This window comes from Sphingomonas psychrotolerans (assembly GCF_002796605.1).
GTDB classification, from domain to species: domain Bacteria; phylum Pseudomonadota; class Alphaproteobacteria; order Sphingomonadales; family Sphingomonadaceae; genus Sphingomonas; species Sphingomonas psychrotolerans.
This window is the reverse complement of record NZ_CP024923.1, coordinates 65,142-81,944: the sequence shown is the minus strand read 5'-3', so window position 1 is coordinate 81,944 and position 16,803 is coordinate 65,142. Positions and strand designations below refer to the sequence as shown.

Sequence of the window (16,803 nt, the reverse complement as noted above, 5' to 3'; positions counted from 1 at the left end):
AAGGACATTTCTCTCCGTGGCGGAGCCGGCGCCTTTGGCTTTCGCTCCGCTTCCGACGGAAACACGGACCAGTGGAGCCCCCGAGACGGTGAGGCGAAATTGCCCTCATGCCGTCACCCGTCTATGCTGCATCGCAGCAAAGGAGGTGGCGTAATGGCTCCAAAGCGTGTGCGTAAGGCAGTGTTTCCCGTTGGCGGGCTCGGTACCCGTTTTCTCCCGGCAACCAAGGCGATCCCCAAGGAGATGCTTCCGGTGGTCGACAAGCCCTTGATCCAATATGCGGTCGAGGAGGCGCTCGAAGCCGGAATCGAGCAGATGATCTTCGTCACCGGCCGCGGCAAGAGCGCGATCGAGGACCATTTCGACATCGCATTCGAGCTCGAGGCGACGATGAGCGGGCGCGGCAAGTCGCTCGACATCCTCGACCACACCCGGCTTCGTCCGGGGGCGGTCGCTTATGTTCGTCAGCAAGAGCCGATGGGGCTCGGCCATGCCGTCTGGTGCGCGCGCGACGTGGTCGGCGACGAGCCGTTCGCGGTGCTCCTCGCCGATGATTTCATGGTGGGCAAGCCGGGTTGTCTGAAGCAGATGATCGAGGCGTACGAGCAGGTCGGCGGCAATCTGATCTGCGCCGAAGTGGTGCCCGACGAGCAGACGCATCGTTATGGCATCATCACTCCGGGCACACATTCGGGCGCGCTCACCGAAGTGAAGGGGCTGGTCGAAAAGCCCGCCGCGGGGACTGCGCCGTCGAACCTGTCGGTGATCGGCCGCTACATTCTTCAGCCCGAAGTAATGGGCGTGCTGGCGAGCCAGGAAAAGGGCGCCGGCGGCGAGATCCAGCTCACTGACGCGATGTCGCGGATGATCGGCGATCAGGCCTTTCACGGCCTGACCTTCGCCGGCACGCGTTACGATTGCGGCGACAAGGCCGGCTTCCTCCACGCCAATCTGGCGATGGCGCTGGATCGCGAGGACCTCGCCGACGAAGTCGAATTGTTCGCGAGGCAGTTGCTCGCCGCCCGCCAGCCGCGCCGCGCGGCCTGAGCAAGTATCTTAGAGGAGTATCGCAATGCGTATCGTGATGATCGGCTCGGGCTATGTGGGGCTCGTCTCGGGTGCCTGCTTCGCCGATTTCGGGCACCAGGTCATTTGCGTCGACAAGGATGAGAGCAAGATCGCGCGGCTGAACGCCGGGCAGATCCCGATCTATGAGCCGGGCCTCGACGATCTCGTCGCGCGCAACGTCGCCTCGGGCCGTCTCGCCTTCACGACCGAGCTTTCCGCACCGGTCGAGCAGGCCGATGTGGTGTTCATTGCCGTCGGCACGCCTTCGCGCCGCGGCGACGGCCATGCCGACCTGTCCTATGTCTACGCCGCCGCTGCCGAGATGGCGCCGAGCCTCAAGGGCTTCACCGTCGTGGTGACCAAGTCCACCGTTCCGGTCGGCACCGGCGACGAAGTCGAGCGGATCATCGGCGAGACCAATCCAGAGGCGCAGTTCGCAGTCGCGTCCAATCCCGAATTCCTCCGCGAAGGCGCGGCGATCGAGGACTTCAAGCGCCCCGACCGCATCGTCATCGGCATCGAGGACGAGCGGGCGCGGCCGGTGATGGAGGAGGTGTATCGCCCGTTGTATCTCAACCAGGCGCCTTTGCTGTTCACCGGGCGGCGGACGAGCGAGCTGATCAAATACGCCGCCAACGCCTTCCTTGCGGTCAAGATCACCTTCATCAACGAGATCGCCGATCTCTGCGAGGCCGTCGGCGCCGACGTCCAGCAGGTTGCCCGCGGGATCGGGCTCGACAACCGGATCGGCTCGAAGTTCCTCCATGCCGGCCCGGGCTATGGCGGCTCGTGCTTCCCCAAGGACACGCTGGCGCTGGTCAAGACCGCCGAGGATTCGGGCGCGCCGATTCGCATCGTCGAGGCCACGGTGGCGGTCAACGACAGCCGCAAGCGCGCGATGGGGCGCAAGATCATCACGGCGTGCGGCGGATCGGTGCGCGGCAAGAAGATCGCCGTGCTCGGCCTGACCTTCAAGCCGAACACCGACGACATGCGCGATGCGCCCAGCCTGGCGATTATCCAGGCGCTCGAGGACGGCGGCGCGCAGGTCGCGGCGTTCGACCCCGAAGGCATGGCGGCGGCGCGGCCGCTGCTGCCCAATGTCGAATTCGCGACTTCGCCCTACGAGGCCGCCGACGGCGCCTCGGCTCTGGTGATCGTGACCGAATGGAATGCCTTCCGCGCGCTCGACCTCGAAGCATTGCGCGCGCGGATGGCAGAGGGCGTGCTGGTCGACCTGCGCAACATCTATCGGCCCGATGCCGTCGAAGCCGCCGGCTTCACTTATACCGGCGTCGGCCGCGGACTTGCGGTTGCGTCCGAAGCAATGGCGATTGCAGCAGAGTAATCAGTTCCGCATTCGACGGCTTTTCATCTTCAACTTAACGCAAATAGGGCGCCCAACCATGGTTGGGCGCCCTTTTCCTTCTAAATACCCTTCAGGCGGCACAGTTGTCGGCCGCCGACACCGGGGGGTGTTTAAATGCGTATCACCTTGTTGCGTCCGTTCGCGGGCGCCTTCTCTCTGTGCGCGCTCGCGGCGTGCTCTAGCAACGACTCCAATTCTTCACAGCAACAGACAGGGGCGATTGTCGTTCCTGCAACTGCAACGACCATGTCCGTCGCGGCGCCGGCGCAGATCGAGAACAGTGCAGCGGGGACCAACAGCTTCGCAAACTTCGACTTCGCCAACGGCACGCGCCTGCCCGAAAAGGCGTCGCTGTCGATCGGCGCGGCAGTGTTCGAACCAGACGCTGCGGTGGCCTATGTACCCGTCATACTCAACCGGGCCACTCCGAACACCGTCATTGCCCGCGTCATCACGGTCAACGGATCGGGCGCCAACAAGGCGATCTCGGGCTATCAGTACAAGGCCACCGAAAGCGTCGTGATCTTCCGCCCGGGCGATCCGCTGCGCAAGACCGTGTCGGTACCCATCCTCGACGCCGCGGATGGTCAGCAATTCTCCCTGAAGCTGCGCGAGGCGCCATGGGGGGCGGATCAGGGCACGGCCAGCGCCACGGTGACGGCGAATTCCAGCGCGACGCCCACGGCGCCCGCGACCAGCGGCTTCCGCAACCCGCGGACCTTCCGCACTTATGGCGCGCTCCAATATGAGATGACCAAGAGCAATATGCGCTGGTCCGACGACGGCTGGTCGGGTGCGTGGTCGACCAAGCTCTCCCACGGCCGCGCCCAGCCCGCCAACGGCGAAACCGGCATCTATCTCGACGGCGAGCTCCACCCGAACGCCGAGGCCCCGCTGCGCTATACCGACGAGGGTCTGGTGATGCACACGCAGGTGCTCGACACTCCGCTCAGCTGGGCGGGTATCGCGTATAATTACGGTTCCGTGGTGCTGAGCGGACACAACACGCCCTCCACCCAGATCGGCTACGGCCAATATGAGTGGGTGGCGAAGATGCCCGACCGGCGCGGCGCGTGGCCAGCCTTCTGGCTGATCTCGACTTCAGGCTGGCCGCCCGAGATCGATGTGTACGAGGGCTTCGGCTATCAAAGCTACTGGGATTTCGACCGCCATATCTCGGCGACGATCCACGGCGGCAGCGGCGGCTGGCGGACGTTCCAGCGCGGCACCAACATCCAGGCCGAGCAAGCCTATGGCATGTCGGGCTTCTCCCAAGGCTATCACCGCTATGCCGTGGACATCGGACCCGAGTACATCACCTGGTTCGTCGACGGGCTGGAGACGTATCAGAGCGTCAACCCGTTCCGGGGCCACCGCTGGTATCCGATCATGGACGTCGCAGTGAAGACGACCGGCAGCTATACCGACGGTTCAGGCGACATGGTGGTCAAGAGCTTCCGCGCCTGGCAGAATTGAGCGTGGCGGGGGCGGCGTAGATCGCGTCGCTCCCGCCCGCCAATGCGTAGAGCCGCGCCACCGCCTTGACCCACTGCCCCGCCACGTCGAGCCGGTTGCGGTGCCACGCAAGCGCCGGCAGCGCGGCGGTGCGCAGACCGAGCAGGGCAAGCGAGCGAGCGCCGAGGGCAATACGGCCGAACGGCCCGCGCTGCTTGCAGGCGACACGCGTGTCGGTGACCCCGATCCGCCACATCCGGCGCAGCACCCAAGCCTTGCGCGCCCGCTCGGCGCCAACCCATTCCGAGACCCGCGCGCCTGGCGCCCAAGCGAAGCCAAAGCCGATCGCCTTCAGCCGGGTGAGGAAATCGAGATCCTCGCCGCCGCTACGATTAAAGGCGGGATCGAACCACGGCGCACCAAGCGCCTCGAGCGCGACGCGCGTCACCAGCAGATTGTTGCTGGCATAGAGCATCTCGGCCGGTCCCTCGGGGCGCTGCTCCGAGCGGAATACGAGGGTCTGCTCCGCCCAATCGGGGGCGCCTTCGGGGAAGACCGGACTCACCGGCCCCGCGACAACTGCCGCACCGGTCCGTTGCTGGACGGTGGTAAGTGCCGCGAGCCATTGCGGTTCCGGCCATTCGTCGTCGTCGATCATCGCGAGGCGCTGCATCGTCGGGATGGCGAGCGCATGCGCAACGATAGCGTTGCGGGCATGGCACAGGCCAGGTTCGGGCACGCGGATTATTTCGAGCGGGATCGGCAAGTCCGCCGCCATCGCGGCCGCCACCGCGGCCCCTTCCCCACCCGCATCGTTGTCGGCAACCAGCAGCAACGCGTCGTCGAGACCCTCCAGTCGTGCGATCGCCTCTAGGAGGTGGCGCAGTTGCTGCGGGCGCCGGAAGGTCGGGATCGCGATGACCGTCGCGGGCATGATTATTCGGCGGCCTGCTGGAAGGGCAGAGGTGGCCGCGGCACGAAGCGCCGCTCGAGCTTCTTGATCGCGCGATGGCCGGGAACCTCGATCAGCAAATAACTCGCCCAACAGATCAGCCACGTTACGAGCAGCAACGCCAGTACGAACGCCCAGTCGAACCCGACCACATTGTGGCGATGCGCGATCCCCAGCACCCGCGCGAACACGTCGCGGACCAAGGGGTGCCAGAGGTAGATCGAATAGCTGATCAGCCCGAGGTGGAACGCCACCGGATTGGCGAGCAGCGCGCGCGCCGTGCGACCGTTATAATAGCAGGCAGCCACCAGCGGCACGAAGGCAAGCGCCACCACGACATCGCCGCGCGGGATCAACAGCGCGGCAACGATCAGCCCGCAGCTGCCGATGAAGCCGTGCTCGCCGCCGAGCAATTGTTCGACCCTGGGGTGGCGGACCAGCCGATAGGCGATCACTCCCAGCGAGAAGCCCGCGAGGCAGCGCAGTACCGGCAGGATACTGTCGGCATCGTTCACATCGAGCGGCCCTTTGGAACCATGCCCCAGGGCGGCTACCAGGATGAGCAGCCCCACCGAGCCGAGCGCCTGCAGCCATGCCAGCCGCGAGAAGGCGATCAGCGCCACCAGCGGATAGGCAAGATACGCGACGAGCTCGGTGCTCACCGACCAGCTATTGCCCGCAAATGCCTGGGTTCCCCAGCCCCAGCTCTGGACCATCAGCAAATTGGTGACGATGTTCGCCGGCGTCGGCGCCACCGGCTGGTCGCCCGAGACGTTGACGAGGATCCGCGCGAGGAACACCAGAGCGACGACGAAATGGAGTGGCCACACCCGCGCCATCCGGTTGAGCATGAAATCGCCATAGCTCGCCACGCTCGGGCGCTTCACGACGCGTTCGTAATAGCCGATCGAGATGACGAAGCCGCTGAGCACGAAGAACAGATCGACCGCGAGATAGGCGCGCGAGAACAAGGTCATGTGGAAGGCCGCGAACGCCGGCGAGTGCGGGATGTGGTAAAGCAGAACCGCGATCGCGGCGATGCCGCGCAGCCCGGTCAGTGGCGCGATTCTCATGCCGGCACTCCCTCGCCCTGTATGCTTGCCCTGCGTGCCGGCGCTGCGTCGAACGCCGCCGCCATCGCCGCCCATAGTCGTTTGCGCCGCAAGTCGCTGTCGAGCGGCAGACCGCGCGACGGCTTGCCATCCGGCCAGCGATATTCGGGATAGGTCGACAGCCACGAATAACGGTCCGACAGCCCCCAGGTGAGCACCGACGACGTCGCGGGATTATCCAGCGCGACATCGAGAAACGCCTTGCCCACCGCGGCGACCTGCGCGTCGCGGGGCTCGATCGCCTGCGGCCCGCCGCGATCGGCGATATCCATCTCGGTGATCGCGATGCCGATCCCCATGCCGCGGACTTCGTCGAGAAAATTGGCGAAGATGCGTTCGTCGAACGGCTCGCGGAACGGCTTCAAATGCCCCTGGATGCCGAGCGCATCGATCGGCACGCCGCGCCCCAGCGCGCGTTCGAGCAGCTTGAGGATCGCCGCGCGCCGGGCAGCGCAGCGCCGCGATGCGTGTTCGAGCCCGAAATCGGTGAGGAACAGCCGCGCCCGCGGATCGGCCTGGCGTGCGGTGTGGAAAGCGAGGTCGATATAATTCTCGCCGAACGCCTGCTCCCAGATGTTCTTGGCGCGCAATCCGTCGGCGCGGCCTTCCTTCGGCTCGACGGGCTCGTTGACCACGTCCCACTCGCCGATCCGCCCGGCATAGCGCCGCATCGCGGTCTCGATATAGCCGGTGAGCAGCCCCTCTTTGGCGCGAGGTGCCGCCTTGGGCAAAGCCGCCTGAAGCCAGGGCGGGTTCATTGCGTACCAGACGAGCGTGTGCCCGCGCACCGCTAGCCCATTTTTCTGGGCAAAATCGACCAGCCGGTCGTTGCCGCTGAAGTCGTAACGGCCCGGCGCCGGCTGGGTGACGTGCCGCTTGAGCTCATATTCCTGCACGATCGTGCCCGCCTCGCGCAGCACTGCGGCCGTGAAGGCGGGATCCTTGGCAAGCTGGCCCGACTTGATCGCACAGCCGAAGCGCCGCCCGCTGCGCCGCGCACGGGCGTCGAGGCCGAGGCCGCCAAAATCCGGAAGCGGCGGCACGAAGGGCACCGCGCTGGTCGCGAGCGGGAAACTGCACGCCGCCGCCGCGGCGGCGATGAAAGTACGGCGCTTCATATCCGGGCGCCCCGCACCCGGCTGGTCAGAGCGATCCATCGATCCGCGACTTTTCGATAATGATTATCAGGGATAATGATTTGCAATAGCACTATCGCCGCGACCCTCGGTCGAAACGCACCGTGGCGCAGTGCATCGAAATAATATCCTAGCGCAGTGCGCCGGCTGGTCGGCCACACGCTTTTGGCGGCGTGCCAGCCCATATAGGCCGAATAAGCGCGCTCGGAGATATGCGGGCGCAGATCCTTGAGCCAGGCAAGATTGCCGATATTGGCCCGGACCTGCGACAGCCGGTTCTCGGTCCGCCGATCGGCCCAGACGACGGTCGCGCGCTGCGCCATCAGGAAACGTGCGCCGGCGAGCGACAGCCGGACGGCGAAGTCGGTATCGTCGCCGAAGCCGACATCCTCGCGATAGCGCACCGTGTCGGCGAGGCTGCGGCGCAGCGCGAGGCTGCTCGTCTGGATGAAGCCGCGCTCGCACATCAGATAACGGTCGACGCTCTCACCGCTCAGTATCTCGCGATAGGGCTTGAGGAAGTGCCGCCCCGAGCCGCGATCGACCACCACGCGGCAATAGGCGACGACATCGTCGCCCTGCGCGAGCAAAGGCAGCAGATCGGCGAGATGATCTTCGAGGAAGCGGTCGTCCGAATCGAGGAAGGCGACGTAACGGCCGCGGGCGTAGTCGATCCCGCGGTTGCGGGCCGCGGCGGCGCCGGCATTGGGCTGAACGATGACGTGAAGCCGCTCGTCGCCGATCGCCGCGACTGCGCTGGCGGTGCCGTCGGTCGAGCCGTCGTCGATGACGATCACTTCGAGGTCGCGGACATTCTGGTCGAGTGCGGAGCGAACCGCCTCGACCACTGCGTCGCGCCGGTTGAAGGTGGGGATAACCACCGTGAACAGCGGACCCTCCGCCGGCGTCTCGTCGAGAGGGCTATCCGGCGCCATTCACTTGCCCGCCTTGCCAGCCAGCGCTTCGGTCTTGCCGAAACGCTGGACGAACTGGTTCACCAGCGAGCGATAGAGGGATTTGGGCAGATAGGAGCGGAGCAGCTGGCGCGCGAGGATCCGCGCCGGCACCCGCCCGTAGAACAGCCCGCGGACCAGCTCGGGAATCGTCGCGAGCGGGCGGACCGGGGCCATGTGATAGGCGAGCACGGTGGCGCGATAGCCGTGGCGGGCCCGACTCGTGAGCAGATGCCCGCAGCGATCGAGCCAGTCGAGCGAAGTCTCGTAGCCGCGGACATAGGAGGTCCGCCCCACTTCGCTCGCATCGAGCCAGATGGTGAGCGGCTGCTCGATCATCCGGAAGCGCCCGCCGGCGACCTGGAGCCGGACGGCGAAATCGAGATCCTGCCCCTTCTTGAGCGCCGGATCGAAGCGCACCCGCTTTGCCAGTTCTGTGGGAACGACCAATGTCGAGGTCTGCATGAACTGGTTGGCGCAGAACAGATATTCGCCAACGTCCTCGTCCTCGCGGATGCCGCGTTCGGGGCGGACCCAATAGCGGTCGACACCGCGATCGACCTGCATCTGCGAATAGAGGATGGTGTTGTCGTCGTCGGAAAGCGCCGCCGCCATGATCGAAAGCTTGCCGGGCAGGAACTGATCATCCGAATCGAGGAACGCGATATAGCGGCCGCGGGCTTCCTCGATGCCGAGATTGCGCGCCGCGCCGCCGCCGGCATTGTCCTGGCGGACGAAACGGATGCGCGGATCGCCGATCGCGCGCACCACCGGCTCGGGATCGTCCTTCGATCCGTCGTCGACGACGATGATCTCGAAATCGCCGAAATCCTGTGTCAGCACCGAACGGATCGTCGTGGTGACGATCTCGGCGCGATTGTAGAGCGGGATCACCACCGAGAATGTGGGCTGGCCGGTGTCGTTCTTCATGCGCCGTGCACCTTGCGATATTCCTCGTAGTGATTGCCGGTGAGCGCGGCGATCTTGCCCGCCGCGCGATAGAGCTTGCCGAGCCGGACGACGCGCTTGGCGCGATCGAGCGTGAGCGCGCCGAGCGAACCCAGGATGAAACCGCCGATGATGCGGGGAGCCTCCGCAGTGGCGACCTTGAGCGCGTTGCTATGCGCCATCGCCGTGATCGTGTCGGTCATCCCGATCCGATAGCCCCGCATCAGCAGCCATTTGGAAGTGACGCGGCTCGCCGGGATCAGTTCGGTGACGCGCGCGTCCTCGGCCCAGGCGAAGCGCCGCCCGGCGCGCGCCATGCGGGTGAACAGCTGCTTGTCCGAACCGCCGGTCAGCGCCATCGCTTCGTCGAATGGCCTGTCGCCGAGCGTGCGGAGGGCTTCGGCGTCGATCAGAACGTTTGCGGTGCTGTCGATCAGGTCGACCACGCCCGAGGCGCCGCGCGATTTGGGCTGGAGCAAAGGATGGCGCGCCGCCCAGGGGGCGATCTCGCCCTCCATCTCGCGCAGCACAGCGCCGCCGACGACATCGGCGCGCGTCGCCGCCTGGCAAGCCAGCATCGCGTGCAGCCAGTGCGGATCGGCGGCCTCGTCGTCGTCGAGCATCGCGACGAAGCGGATGCCGGGCAGCCGCAGCGCCGCGGCGACCAGCGCGTTGCGGACCTGCGGGATGCCGGGCTCCGGCACCGTGAGCAATTGGAGCGGCCAGCGATAGCCCTTCGCCCGCAGTGCCTCGGCGGCGGCCACGCCTTCGCGCTTCACGCCGTCATTGTCGGCGACGATGATCGTCACTTCGCGCTCGGTGACCAGCTCGGCGAGCGAGCGCAGCGTACGAGTGATGCCCTGCGGGCGCTGGCGGGTGGCGATACAGATGGCGATTTCGGTCATGCGGCACCTCCGGGGGCCAAAACTGGAGTGCGGCGATGCCAGCGGGGACGCTCGACCGACTTGAACGAGGCGTGGGCAATCGCGAGCGACGACAGGAAGATCACCCAGACCTGGCGGTCCTTGTCGAAGAACGAAGTCTCGAGCAGGTTCTGGTAGAGCACGAAGCTCCAGATCGCGAAGGCGCTCGCCATCAGCGTGGCGTTCGCTTTGGTCGTGCCGGTCAGGAACCAATAAGCCGGCAACACCACGAACGAGACGAGCAGCAGCACCAGCCCGACCGGCCCGGTGGTGACGAGGATCTCGAGATAGCCGTTGTGCGAATGCGCGGTGAGCATCTGGAATTGCTGGTTGAGATACTGGTGCGCGGGCGAGAGCTCGCCGACTTGCCAGAAGCCGCCGAAGCCCGAGCCGAGATAGGGATGATCGGCGAGATAATCGATCGCGACCTTCCAGATCGAGACGCGGCCGGTGAAGGCAGTCGGATCGGCGAACCAGCGTTCGATCAGCGGCTGGAAGACGATGTAGAGCGCGAGGAAGGCGACCATGCCGAATCCCACGAGCAGCAGCAGCACCGCGCGCTTGGCGACCGACTGGCTGAGCACGCGATAGACCGAACTCACCGCGAGGATGGCGAAGCAGAGCGCGAGCGAGGTCTTGCTCTTGGTGCCGACGACGAAGACGAACGCCATCACCGAAAACAACGCGTAATGCCATTTGCGCGTGGTGAAATAGGCATGCGCGGTGACCACGAAGGTCAGCGCCATCACTGCGCCGGCGATGTTCTTGTGGAAGAAGAAGCCACGCCACGCACCGATCAGCGCCTTATCGCTCTCGGTCGGCGGGTGGACGGCGTTGGGCGTGAGCGGCAGCGACACCCAGCAGATCAGCAGCGAAGTGACCAAGGCCGCGACCAGAGTGCGATAGATCCGCTCGGGGCCAAGCAGAGCGAGCGAGACGAAAGTGATGTAGATCACGATCACTTGCTGCATCGCCCGCTTGAACGAGACGAAGGGATCGACGCCCCACGCGCAGCTGATCAGGAACCAGCCGAGCATCAGCAGCAGCGGCCAATAGGTGAAGCGATATTGCGGCTTATAGCGCCGGACCAACTCGAGCAGCGTCAGCAGCAGCGCGAAGCCGATGAAGAAGGCCTGCTTGAAGATATCCGACCCGTCATTGTTGGCCGCCATTGCGACCAATTGTTCCTGATTGCGCGACGAGAAGGGCTGCTGGCCGATGAAGATCATCATCAGGAAGACGAAATAGACGAATTGCGCGACCGGGATCAGCGCTTCGGCGCGGCTCGGCGTGAATTGGCTCCGCGCCTGCGCCGGGGCGCTCGTGCGCAGGGGCACGCGCCCGCGATGCCAAGGGAGCGCGAGACTCATTCTGCCATCTCGCGCCGCGCACGCCGATCGAGCCGCCAGATGCCGAGCATCATCACCAGCTGTGCCAACACCACGCCGGCGATCGTATAGACCGAAGGCGCGAGCAAAGTGATCGCGACTACCGCGCCGACGCCGACGAAGCAGCTCCGCACGCTGGTCGCGGCAAGCGGCTTGAACGCGCCGCGCGCCTGGGTGAGCACGCTCATCGGCGCCTGGAGGCACTGGACCAGCGACAAAGCGGCGCAAAGGGCGACGGCGATCATCACTGTCTGCACCGACAAGGTCGGCTTGATAATGATGTGCGGGAAGAACCACAGGATACCCGCGGCGGTGACTGCGGTGAGGACCCAGATCACCACCAGCGCAGCCATGAACGCGCGCGCCGATCCGCGGGCGGACTTGTCGTCACCCTTCCCCACCGCGCGGGCCATGCGCGGGCGTTCGAGCTGGGTCAGCGCCGTGATGCAGACATTGACCGGGCGGAAGAACAGCATGCCGACGGCGATCGGCGCGAACGCCGCGGGGCCGGCGAAGAGCGTGACGATATAGCTGTGCGCGTTCGAGGTCGCCTCGGTGGTGATCACGCCGATCAGCGTCCACGCGGACTGGCGCTTCCACACCGGGCCGTAATTGGCAAAGGCGCGGCCGAGCCCGGTTGGCCGGTGTCGCGCAAGGAAGCCTGCACCGAAGGGGATCAGCGCAACCAGCCCGGCACCCGCGAGCACTGCGCCGAACAGCTCGAGCCGCGGCCCGAAAGCAAGCGTGGCGCCCACGCCAGCGACCACGAACACGGCATAGACCACATCGGAAATAGCCGCGCCGCCGGGGGTGTGGTGCGCATAGGCATTGGCGCGCCCGAACCAGCGGAGCAGCGAGAAAAAACCCGCCAGCCCGAACGCCGCCGCAGCCCAGGGCCCAGCCATCGCCCAGCCGATCGCAGCGCAGAGCAAAGCCTGCGACAGCGCGAGCAGAAGATTTACCGGGAAGAAGAAGTCGAAGCCTTCCTCGGTGCCGTCCTCGCGCTGGTTCACGGCGATCGCATAGGGCGTCGAGACCAAAGCGTTGGACAGGCTGTAGCCGAACTGGATGATCACCAGCAGGAAGGCCAGCGTACCGATCTCGCTCGCCTCGAGCCGACGCACCGATACGAGCTGGACGAGCAGATGACTGACCGACACCGCGGCCGAGGACATGCTCGCCAGCCCGAACCGTGCCAAGGTGGCGCGGAGCGGCTTTCGTTGAGGAACCATGGCAGGCGCCTCAGCCATTCCGATGCTTCCAGATCAGGTACAATGCGTGCGGATTGGTGGTCAGGTAGCGCCACGCGAGATGGCGCGGATTGGTCGCCATGCGATGGAGCCATTCGAGCCCGGCATTCTGCATCCACATCGGCGCGCGCGGATAATCGCCGGTGATGTAGTTGAACAGCCCGCCACAGGTGACGATCCAGCCCGCTTTGATCCGGTCGCGGTGGCGCACGCAGAACGCCTGTTCGCGCGGCTTGCCGGTGCCGACCCAGAGGACGTCGGGCGCGGCGGCGTTGATCGCGTCGATCACCGCTTGCTCCTCGTCCGCCTTCCAGAAACCGTTGCGGCGGCCGGCAAGTTCGAGCCCGGGCGTCGTGCTGATGATCCGCTCGGCGCAGTCCTTGTTCACCTGTTCGGTGCCGCCGAGCAGATAGTAACGCACCTTGGCCGCCGCGGCGCCGGGCAGGCTGTCGATGAACATGTCGGTGGTGCTCGACCGGTCGGCGATCGCCGGCCCGCCGACCCAGTGCGACGCCTTGACGATAACCTGGCCGTCGGCGTGGATCAGATCGCCCTGCGCCAGATCCCTGGCGAAGGCCGGATCGGTCGCGTTGAGCGACAGCCCGTGGCCGTTGCAATCGAACACCAGCAGCGCAGGTTCGCCCGCCGCAACCCGCCGCGGCGCGTCGCGCAGCATCCGCTCGATCAGCGCGCGGAGCGACAGCGTCGACACCGGCACGCCGCCGACGCGCACGGTTTCCAGACGGCCGCTGTCGCCCAGCCCGGGCTCGGTAGTAATTCCGTGCATGTGCCCGCCCCTCAGCTGACCACCGAGCCGGCGATCGGAATATGATGCCGGTCGAGATCGTCGATCACCCGACGAACCTCGGAGAGCGGCGTCACTCCGCGCCGCGTGACCAGCACCACTGCGTCGAACTTCTCGAGGATGTTGCCGAAGGCAGTGCCGCCACGCGGGCGCTCGGCGAGATAGGCGAGCAGATTGGCTTCGGGCAGGTTCCAGCCCTGCGCCGCCTCGGCCAGCGACCCCTTTTCGACCAAGGTCGCCGCGCCGCCCGCGGCCTGGCCGGCGGGCATCAGCCAGAGCCGGTCGATCGCAGTCTGGAGCACCGGCAGGCGCAGTGCCATGCCGCCCAGTTGCTCGGCGAGCCCGATGCGATTGGGCAGCCGCAACAGCCGATCGAGCGACGGCCGATCGACATCGGCGTCGACGAGGATCGTCGGTCCGTCCATCTGCGCCATCACCGTCGCAAGATTGGCGGCGAGGATCGAAGCCTCGTCACCCCCCTGCAGCGACAGCAAGGCTAGCCGCAACCGGCCATCGGCGCCGCGGGCCTCGCGCGCGGTGGCGAGCAGCTTGGCGCGGACCTTCCGCACCTTTGCCACATAGGGATGATCGGCGTCGAACGCCGCAGTGACCAGCGGATCTACCCGCTCGTCACCGGCATCGAGCAAGCCCAGGCCGGTCAGCGCGGGCGCCTCATCGCCCGCCAGATGGAAGGTCGCGTCGAGCAGCGGGTTTGCGCCCGCAGTGGAACGGAGCCTCATGCAGCCTCCTGACGTGGCATGAACAGGCCTTCGACGGCCCGTGATTTCGGGGAAAGATCGGCGATCACTTCGACTTCGGTCGCCGCAGCGAGGCCGTTCGCCGTGCGCACCCGCGGGCGCAGGATCTCGCCCAGCACCACCATTGCGACACCGGCGAGCAGCCCCAGCGCGATGCCGGCAGCGAACCACAAGGGCAGGCTCGGGCGTGCCGGGAACAGCGGCACCGTGGCCTCGTCGAGCAGGCTCGCATTAGGCTGCGAGATCTGGCTCTTGAGCGCGGCTTCGTTGAACCGCTGGCGAACGGTGTCGTAGGTCTGGCGCGCCGCTTCGACGTCGCGCTGCATCACCATCAACTGGTCCTGCACGCCGGACATGCGGATCATGCGATCCTCCTGCGCCGACATTTCGCCGCGCAGTTCGGCCTCCCGGCGCGTTGCCGCGCTGCTGTTGGCGGTCATCGATGACGCCTGGTTGGAGCGCGCGGCGTGGAGGCTTGCCTGGAGTTGGCCCAATTCGGCCCTGGCGGCGACCATCTGCGGGTGGTTGGGACCCAGCGACTTGCCGAGCTGCGCCACCTTGCCCGCCTGGGTTGCGACGGCTTCCTCGATATTCTGGACGACCAGCGAGGACGCCACTTCGGGCACTGCCGCCGACCCCGATTTGGAATGCGCCGCGGCGGCGTCGGCCTGGGCCTGGACGAGGTGCGCCGAGAGATTTTTGAGCTTCTCGGCCTCGAGATCCATGCGGTTCATGCCGATGATGTCGTGCGCGCGCTGGAAGTCCGAGAGCCGCTTCTGGGCGACTTCGTAACGGCGGCGAACATCGGCGGTGCGCGCCTCGAACCATTGCGCCGAGCCCTGCGCCGCCGATGCGCGCAGGCTGACCTGCTCGCGCATGTAGATCTGCGCCGCGAGATTGGCGACCCGCGCGGCGACCGCCGGATCGGGATCGAGAAACTGGATCTGGAGCACGTTGCTCTGCCGCCCGGTGGTGACCGTCAACCCGGCACGCACCCGCGCCGATGCCTGCTGCAGCCGCGCCGCGGGGGGGACATCGGCGGGGATCGCGTCGAGGAAACCGGCGGCCTTGGCGACCGCATCGGTGACCTTGGCGCTGCGGATCAGATCGACCTGCGTCGCGATGATCGAATCGGTTTCGACCCGCCCCTGCTGCTGCTGCGCGCTATCGGTGGGGTCGGTCTGCGAGAGGTCGAGCAACAGCGACGAGGTCGCCAGATATTGGCGGGGCTGCATCAGCGCGATGCCCGCGACGATCGCGAACAGCACCCCGGCTATGGCGGCCACCAGCAGCCAGCGCGCCTTGAGCGCTTCGATCAGATCGGCTGCCTTGATCGTCATAGCCCGACTCCCTGGAGAAGTTCGCGTGCATCGAGGGTGTCGCGCGCCACCGGCGCGGCGTCGCGTGAACGCAGTGCCGCGCCGTTAGCCATCAGCACGAGGAATTGCGGCGACAGCGAATCGGCGAACTGGAGCTCGCCGGGCATGCCATCCTCGCTCAGCGCCGGCGCGATCAGCCCGATCGTGCGATCGACTGCGGCGGGGCCGCCCAGCTCGTCGCCGAACAGGTCCACGCCTGCCGCCGTCATGCGTTCGAAAGTGAGCACGGGCGCGTGCGCGGCGAGCACGCCCGCCAGCGCGATCATGCCGCGGAGTGAACCCGCCTGGCCGAGCGCCCGCTCGAACACGGCGCAGATTTCGGGAGTCAGATCGCTCCATTCGGCCAACGCCTCGGCAAGGCCCTTTTGCGCGTCGGCAAGCGCGATCCGCTCGCGCCCGGCCGCCTCCGCGCTCAACGCCGCGTGCATTCCGAACACGCGTGCGTGATAAGGCGAACCGATCGCCGCCGAGACGATCGTCTGGAGGGCGTCTTCCTCGAAGGCGAGCCCGGCTTGCTGCGCACAAAGCCGCAGCAGACCGGCAAGCTCGTCGCGCTCGATCGGCGCAACCGGCTGGGCGAACAGATGCCGCCGCAGCGACGGATGCGCCGCAAGTAGCCCGTCGACATTGCCAGCGATGCCGACCAGCACGATTTGCACCGCGGAGTGCATGTCGGTGAGCAGCTTGAGCAGCGACGCGACTTCGTGCCGGGTGCGTTCTGTGGTTACGCGATCGAACTCGTCGACGATCAGCAGCGTGCGCTGGGTGACGCCCTGGACGAAGAGATTGGCGATCTGCTGGACGCCCATCGCGCGATCCGCGGGGATCGTGCCGCCAATCCCGCGCTGGAGCGGCAATTCGTCGAGGAATGGACGGAACAGCCCGTCGATGTCGGTGCCCTCGCTCGCCGAGCCATAGAGCGCGACGCAGCCGGCCTCGTCGGCGAGATCACCGAACACACGCGCCAGCGAGGTTTTGCCCGATCCGCGCGCGCCATAGACCAAAGCGTGCTTGCGCTGCTTGACCACCGCGTCGATCAGCCGGGCCAGCTCCTTCTTGCGCCCGGCCAGCCCATGGCGGTCGCTCACCGGCACTGCGGTGTTGAACGCCGCGAATACGGCGTTGCGTCGGAAGGCGATGCTCGGCTGCGCCATGGAAGCGCGGCCGGTCGAGATCGGCACAAGGGCCGCTTCCTCGACGGGCGCGACATAATCGAGCCGCTCGGGAATGCGTCTGTTGCCGGCGTCTCCACCAAGCAGCCCCCGCAGCCAATGCTGCAATCGCTCGCTCCAGCTCATGCCGTGCCT

General features: G+C 66.5%; 15 protein-coding genes. 3 read left to right on the top strand and 12 right to left on the bottom strand.

Translation table 11 applies throughout. The annotated features are described in order from the left end of the window. Positions 1-153 precede the first annotated feature (153 nt). The 3 genes from galU to CVN68_RS00355 all read left to right on the top strand — a co-directional run bounded on the left by galU (position 154) and on the right by CVN68_RS00355 (position 3,913). The gene (gene galU, locus CVN68_RS00365) at positions 154-1,047 is read left to right on the top strand and encodes a UTP--glucose-1-phosphate uridylyltransferase GalU (RefSeq protein WP_100284121.1); all 894 of its coding nucleotides are present in this window, start codon (positions 154-156) and stop codon (positions 1,045-1,047) included. A 25-nt stretch (positions 1,048-1,072) separates the two neighbouring features. Further along, positions 1,073-2,416, top strand: coding sequence for a UDP-glucose dehydrogenase family protein (locus CVN68_RS00360; protein WP_100280450.1), 1,344 nt, complete (start codon positions 1,073-1,075; stop codon positions 2,414-2,416). A 267-nt stretch (positions 2,417-2,683) separates the two neighbouring features. Next, on the top strand, positions 2,684-3,913 hold the full coding sequence (locus CVN68_RS00355; protein WP_199560167.1) for a glycoside hydrolase family 16 protein: 1,230 nt from the start codon (positions 2,684-2,686) through the stop codon (positions 3,911-3,913). Here the strand turns inward: CVN68_RS00355 and CVN68_RS00350 are convergent. From CVN68_RS00350 to CVN68_RS00295, 12 genes are read right to left on the bottom strand one after another with little or no spacing between them, the layout of a single operon-like run. Continuing rightward, a complete protein-coding gene (locus tag CVN68_RS00350; protein WP_100280449.1) occupies positions 3,885-4,826 on the bottom strand; it encodes a glycosyltransferase family 2 protein in 942 nt (313 codons plus the stop codon). The two genes, CVN68_RS00355 and CVN68_RS00350, sit on opposite strands and share 29 nt — an antisense overlap. A 2-nt stretch (positions 4,827-4,828) precedes the next feature. After that, positions 4,829-5,917 (bottom strand): acyltransferase family protein, encoded by a 1,089-nt coding sequence (locus CVN68_RS00345; protein WP_100284119.1) that lies wholly within the window; start codon positions 5,915-5,917, stop codon positions 4,829-4,831. After that, entirely contained in the window at positions 5,914-7,074 is a 1,161-nt protein-coding gene (locus CVN68_RS00340; RefSeq protein WP_100280448.1) for an endo-1,4-beta-xylanase, read from the bottom strand. Before CVN68_RS00340 ends, CVN68_RS00345 begins: the two co-directional genes overlap by 4 nt. Beyond that, positions 7,071-8,027, bottom strand: coding sequence for a glycosyltransferase family 2 protein (locus CVN68_RS00335; protein WP_100280447.1), 957 nt, complete (start codon positions 8,025-8,027; stop codon positions 7,071-7,073). The genes CVN68_RS00340 and CVN68_RS00335 overlap by 4 nt, the downstream gene beginning before the upstream one ends. Continuing rightward, positions 8,028-8,975 (bottom strand): glycosyltransferase family 2 protein, encoded by a 948-nt coding sequence (locus tag CVN68_RS00330; RefSeq protein WP_100280446.1) that lies wholly within the window; start codon positions 8,973-8,975, stop codon positions 8,028-8,030. After that, positions 8,972-9,898: a glycosyltransferase family 2 protein gene (locus tag CVN68_RS00325; RefSeq protein WP_100280445.1), complete on the bottom strand. Its 927-nt coding sequence runs from the start codon at positions 9,896-9,898 to the stop codon at positions 8,972-8,974. The genes CVN68_RS00330 and CVN68_RS00325 overlap by 4 nt, the downstream gene beginning before the upstream one ends. Then, positions 9,895-11,286, bottom strand: coding sequence for an O-antigen ligase family protein (locus tag CVN68_RS00320; protein WP_100280444.1), 1,392 nt, complete (start codon positions 11,284-11,286; stop codon positions 9,895-9,897). The genes CVN68_RS00325 and CVN68_RS00320 overlap by 4 nt, the downstream gene beginning before the upstream one ends. After that, positions 11,283-12,536 (bottom strand): polysaccharide biosynthesis protein, encoded by a 1,254-nt coding sequence (locus CVN68_RS00315; protein ID WP_233503495.1) that lies wholly within the window; start codon positions 12,534-12,536, stop codon positions 11,283-11,285. The genes CVN68_RS00320 and CVN68_RS00315 overlap by 4 nt, the downstream gene beginning before the upstream one ends. A 10-nt stretch (positions 12,537-12,546) precedes the next feature. Then, on the bottom strand, positions 12,547-13,341 hold the full coding sequence (locus tag CVN68_RS00310; RefSeq protein WP_100280442.1) for a WecB/TagA/CpsF family glycosyltransferase: 795 nt from the start codon (positions 13,339-13,341) through the stop codon (positions 12,547-12,549). Between the two features lie 11 nt (positions 13,342-13,352). Next, complete coding sequence (locus CVN68_RS00305; protein WP_100280441.1) at positions 13,353-14,099, bottom strand: P-loop NTPase family protein; 747 nt, start codon at positions 14,097-14,099, stop codon at positions 13,353-13,355. Then, positions 14,096-15,457 (bottom strand): GNVR domain-containing protein, encoded by a 1,362-nt coding sequence (locus tag CVN68_RS00300; protein ID WP_100280440.1) that lies wholly within the window; start codon positions 15,455-15,457, stop codon positions 14,096-14,098. Before CVN68_RS00300 ends, CVN68_RS00305 begins: the two co-directional genes overlap by 4 nt. Further along, positions 15,454-16,794, bottom strand: a complete 1,341-nt coding sequence (locus tag CVN68_RS00295) for an ATP-binding protein (protein ID WP_100280439.1) — start codon at positions 16,792-16,794, stop codon at positions 15,454-15,456. The genes CVN68_RS00300 and CVN68_RS00295 overlap by 4 nt, the downstream gene beginning before the upstream one ends. Positions 16,795-16,803 lie beyond the last annotated feature (9 nt).

What these genes read in the sequence shown, in the direction of transcription:
- CVN68_RS00330 (WP_100280446.1), bottom strand. Translation starts at nt 8,975, where the DNA reads ATGAAGAACGACACCGGCCAGCCCACATTCTCGGTGGTGATCCCGCTC.
- CVN68_RS00295 (WP_100280439.1), bottom strand. Translation starts at nt 16,794, where the DNA reads ATGAGCTGGAGCGAGCGATTGCAGCATTGGCTGCGGGGGCTGCTTGGT.
- galU (WP_100284121.1), top strand. Translation starts at nt 154, where the DNA reads ATGGCTCCAAAGCGTGTGCGTAAGGCAGTGTTTCCCGTTGGCGGGCTC.
- CVN68_RS00315 (WP_233503495.1), bottom strand. Translation starts at nt 12,536, where the DNA reads ATGGTTCCTCAACGAAAGCCGCTCCGCGCCACCTTGGCACGGTTCGGG.
- CVN68_RS00310 (WP_100280442.1), bottom strand. Translation starts at nt 13,341, where the DNA reads ATGCACGGAATTACTACCGAGCCCGGGCTGGGCGACAGCGGCCGTCTG.
- CVN68_RS00335 (WP_100280447.1), bottom strand. Translation starts at nt 8,027, where the DNA reads ATGGCGCCGGATAGCCCTCTCGACGAGACGCCGGCGGAGGGTCCGCTG.
- CVN68_RS00340 (WP_100280448.1), bottom strand. Translation starts at nt 7,074, where the DNA reads ATGAAGCGCCGTACTTTCATCGCCGCCGCGGCGGCGGCGTGCAGTTTC.
- CVN68_RS00305 (WP_100280441.1), bottom strand. Translation starts at nt 14,099, where the DNA reads ATGAGGCTCCGTTCCACTGCGGGCGCAAACCCGCTGCTCGACGCGACC.
- CVN68_RS00345 (WP_100284119.1), bottom strand. Translation starts at nt 5,917, where the DNA reads ATGAGAATCGCGCCACTGACCGGGCTGCGCGGCATCGCCGCGATCGCG.
- CVN68_RS00325 (WP_100280445.1), bottom strand. Translation starts at nt 9,898, where the DNA reads ATGACCGAAATCGCCATCTGTATCGCCACCCGCCAGCGCCCGCAGGGC.
- CVN68_RS00355 (WP_199560167.1), top strand. Translation starts at nt 2,684, where the DNA reads ATGTCCGTCGCGGCGCCGGCGCAGATCGAGAACAGTGCAGCGGGGACC.
- CVN68_RS00360 (WP_100280450.1), top strand. Translation starts at nt 1,073, where the DNA reads ATGCGTATCGTGATGATCGGCTCGGGCTATGTGGGGCTCGTCTCGGGT.
- CVN68_RS00300 (WP_100280440.1), bottom strand. Translation starts at nt 15,457, where the DNA reads ATGACGATCAAGGCAGCCGATCTGATCGAAGCGCTCAAGGCGCGCTGG.
- CVN68_RS00350 (WP_100280449.1), bottom strand. Translation starts at nt 4,826, where the DNA reads ATGCCCGCGACGGTCATCGCGATCCCGACCTTCCGGCGCCCGCAGCAA.
- CVN68_RS00320 (WP_100280444.1), bottom strand. Translation starts at nt 11,286, where the DNA reads ATGAGTCTCGCGCTCCCTTGGCATCGCGGGCGCGTGCCCCTGCGCACG.